The organism is Xenorhabdus bovienii, from assembly GCF_024721015.1.
Classification (GTDB): Bacteria; Pseudomonadota; Gammaproteobacteria; order Enterobacterales; family Enterobacteriaceae; genus Xenorhabdus; species Xenorhabdus bovienii.
Genome location: NZ_JANAIF010000150.1, coordinates 1 through 3189 on the forward strand (window position 1 = coordinate 1; position 3189 = coordinate 3189).

3 protein-coding genes and 2 pseudogenes are annotated in these 3189 nt (G+C 43.3%); all 5 read left to right on the top strand.

Annotated elements, in window-relative coordinates; translation table 11 throughout:
- Nucleotides 1-77: 77 nt before the first annotated feature.
- Nucleotides 78-239: pseudogene (locus NXS07_RS22275) on the top strand (IS91 family transposase); the annotation flags it as partial.
- A gap of 4 nt (nt 240-243) precedes the next feature.
- Entirely contained in the window at nt 244-468 is a 225-nt protein-coding gene (locus NXS07_RS19145; RefSeq protein ID WP_238126974.1) for a hypothetical protein, read from the top strand.
- Between the two features lie 489 nt (nt 469-957).
- The gene (locus tag NXS07_RS19150) at nt 958-1965 is read left to right on the top strand and encodes a RepB family plasmid replication initiator protein (RefSeq protein ID WP_046338156.1); all 1008 of its coding nucleotides are present in this window, start codon (nt 958-960) and stop codon (nt 1963-1965) included.
- A 412-nt stretch (nt 1966-2377) separates the two neighbouring features.
- A pseudogene (locus NXS07_RS19155) lies at nt 2378-2547 on the top strand (IS6 family transposase); the annotation flags it as partial.
- Between the two features lie 64 nt (nt 2548-2611).
- Nucleotides 2612-3189 (top strand): IS6 family transposase (locus NXS07_RS19160; RefSeq protein ID WP_258087421.1); only part of this gene is annotated, 578 nt, incomplete at its 3' end.

The following is a 3189-nucleotide window of genomic DNA, read 5'->3' on the forward strand; positions in this document are numbered from 1 at the left end:
TCTCATGACGACATCGTCTAGAACTCTCAACAAAAAATGACAGGTTACCTGACTCCACTCCTTAATGCGACAGAACCCTTAATATGTCGGTGAAGGAAAAACCGTAGAAACCGGGCTTTGCGTCGCTGATGAAACAATTTACCAGGGTTGACCCGTACCAGTGTGTATTGTGTGGCAGCCGGATGTTTTTTAACAGCGCGGAGGCGGGTATCAGGGCAGAGAAATTACTGGAAATGTGACGTCATGCGTTTCAAAAATCACGATGGTTACGGCAGTCCGCGCAGGAAAGATCTGCCTGAAATTCAGTTTATTGTGCAAAAAAACACACTGACTGACGAAAAACCAGTCAACCACTCAGTGGTGAAACCGGAGAACGGTCACCCGTATAAGAAGTTAAGATCAGGAAAAGAGGAAAAATTAACATTCAATTTCCTAACCATCGAGTTATCTTTGTTATTTACAGGGTAGATCCAATAATAAGTTCCAAATAGATCCTCTTTAGATCCAATAGATCCCTGATCTTCACAGAGCATATCAGCAAAGGCTTAGAGCCGTATTGATGACCACTATAAAGAGCAAATTGACTGCTATAAAGTGCAATATCGACCGATGAAAACAGTAAACAGACCTTTCTGGTGAGTAGTCGTGACCACTATGGGGAGTATAGGAAATATCTTACCCACTGCTGAATTTTCAACATATCCACCGGATCGATCCAATAATAAGTGCCGAAAGTTCATAAAAGTCCTTGTTTCTATTTTGACAGTCAACTTATAGGCTCTAAGGATATTTCGACCACTATAAACAGTAAAAAGACTACTGTGGGGAGCAAATAAACCGCTATGGATAGTGATATACCCGCTATTATGAAGAGTATCATAACTGCTATGGACAGGAATAATAGACCACTGTAATGAGCAAGCTAGCCTTAGAAAATGAATAAAAAGGGGATTCATCTTGTCGGAAAATTCCTTAATAAACGGGGAGTTAATACCAGCCTTTTCGGAAGTTAGAAAAGAAACAGGTGAGTTAGTCACACTGATGCCTAACACGAACAATACTGTCCAGCCAGTCGCTCTTATGCGGTTAGGGTTGTTTGTGCCGACTCTGAAATCCACCAACCGCAGTAAGCGAAACCTTATATCCTCAATGGACGCTACCGAGGAATTGAAGCAGCTAACTCTCGCTAAGTCAGAGGGTTATAACAATATCAAGATAACCGGTGAACGACTTGATATGGATAATGACTTCAAAACATGGGTCGGCATTATCCATTCATTCGCTAAACATAAGGTAATCGGCGACAAGGTGACGCTCAAGTTTGTTGATTTTGCCAAACTGTGCGGTATTCCCTCGACACGTTCATCAAAACGCCTTAGAGAGCGACTTGATGAATCTTTGCGGCGTATCGTCTCTACTACGTTATCGTTCACCAGCGACACAAAAGCGTATCACACTCACCTCGTTCAATCGGCTTTCTACGATACCGAGGCGGACGCCGTTACGATAAAGGCTGATCCTGAGATATTTGAGCTATACCAGTTCGACCATAAGGTGCTTTTGCAACTCCGAGCAATAACCGAATTAGCTCGTAAAGAGAGCGCGCAGGCACTTTATACGTTCATTGAGAGTTTGCCCTCTAACCCAGCTCCAGTATCAATGGCGAGGCTTAGAGCAAGGCTAAATCTTAAATCCCGGGCGAATACACAAAACGCAACAGTTCGCCGGGCAATGGATCAGCTACGTGAGATAGGCTATTTAGATTTCACGGAAATTAAAAAGGGTAAGGTGGTTTATTTCATGATCCATGAAAGAGCGCCAAAACTAAACAAAACAAAGCCTGTTAAAACCGTTAAGAAAGTGAAGACTACTAAGGGGAGTGAAAAACAGGGTGATACTGTTTTGGCTGAATTAACCAGAGAAGAATTAGAATTTATTGAAAAAATAAGAAAATCAAAGTATTAAATCAGAATGACCGCTATAGAGTAGGCGCTCCTTATAGTGGTCATTTGCGTCATACTTGCCTGACCATACAGAGTTTTTTGTTTTAATTCAGGTGACGAATATATGGTGCCATTGATATTAGCAATGACCCGTTTTCCAAAATCGACCACTATGATCGGTGTTTCTTTACTCTCCATAGTAGTCTTGAAATACATAACCCGTTTAACGAAATGGGCTGCGCTGTTGGTGGTTAGCCATATTACAGAACAGCTCCAATAAAGATCACAGTAACGACCACTAAAGAGAGTAGTTCCTGTATCATTTCTGAGCCACCTTACTTTTCTTAGTACTACAGCCGTAGCCCACATTATGGGTTCTGTCGCATTAAGCGGTCATCAGGTAAGCTTCCCTGTTTTTGAGCGAGTCCAGAGTGATGTCCCTTATCCGAAAAGCGTTCAAACGTCTGCATTATCCTGTCGATATCATTGCCCAATGTGTTCGTTGGTACCTCGCTTATGCCTTGAGTCTGCGCAATCTCGAAGAGATGATGGCAGAGCGCGGCATTGGGTCGACTATGCCACGATACCTCGCTGGGTGTTACGTGGTTCTGTTGCAATAAGCAAAGCCTAGGTAATATCTCACTTATTTGTTGATAAAGGTGTCGTCAATGTCGTTGATACTAAAAGCCTTCAAACGGTTGCATTATCCCGTTGATATCATTGCCCAGTGTGTCCGTTGGTATCTGGCCTATGCCCTAAGCCTACGCAATCTCGAAGAGATGATGACCGAGCGAGGGATACGTGTTGACCATTCTACCTTATACTGTTGGATTATCAGGCTCACACCATTACTGGGTAAGGCCTTTCGTCGACATAAACGTCCCGTGGCTCGTCGCTGGCGTATGGATGAGACGTACATCAAAATCAAAGGGCAATGGCGTTATCTTTACCGGGCTGTGGATTCAGACGGCAATACGGTTGATTTTTTGTTGACAGCCCATCGGGATAAGGAGGCCGCCTTGCGTTTCTTTAAGAAAGCAATACGCCAGCATGGACAACCCGACGTGGTGACGATTGATAAAAGTGGCGCCAATAAAGCCGCAGTGGACGAGTTAACCAAGGAAAAAACAAAGGATAACGACATCATTATCCGGCAGAATAAGTATCTTAATAATCTGATTGAACAGGATCACCGCAACATCAAACGGCGAATACATCCCATGCTGGGATTTAAACATTTCCGGCG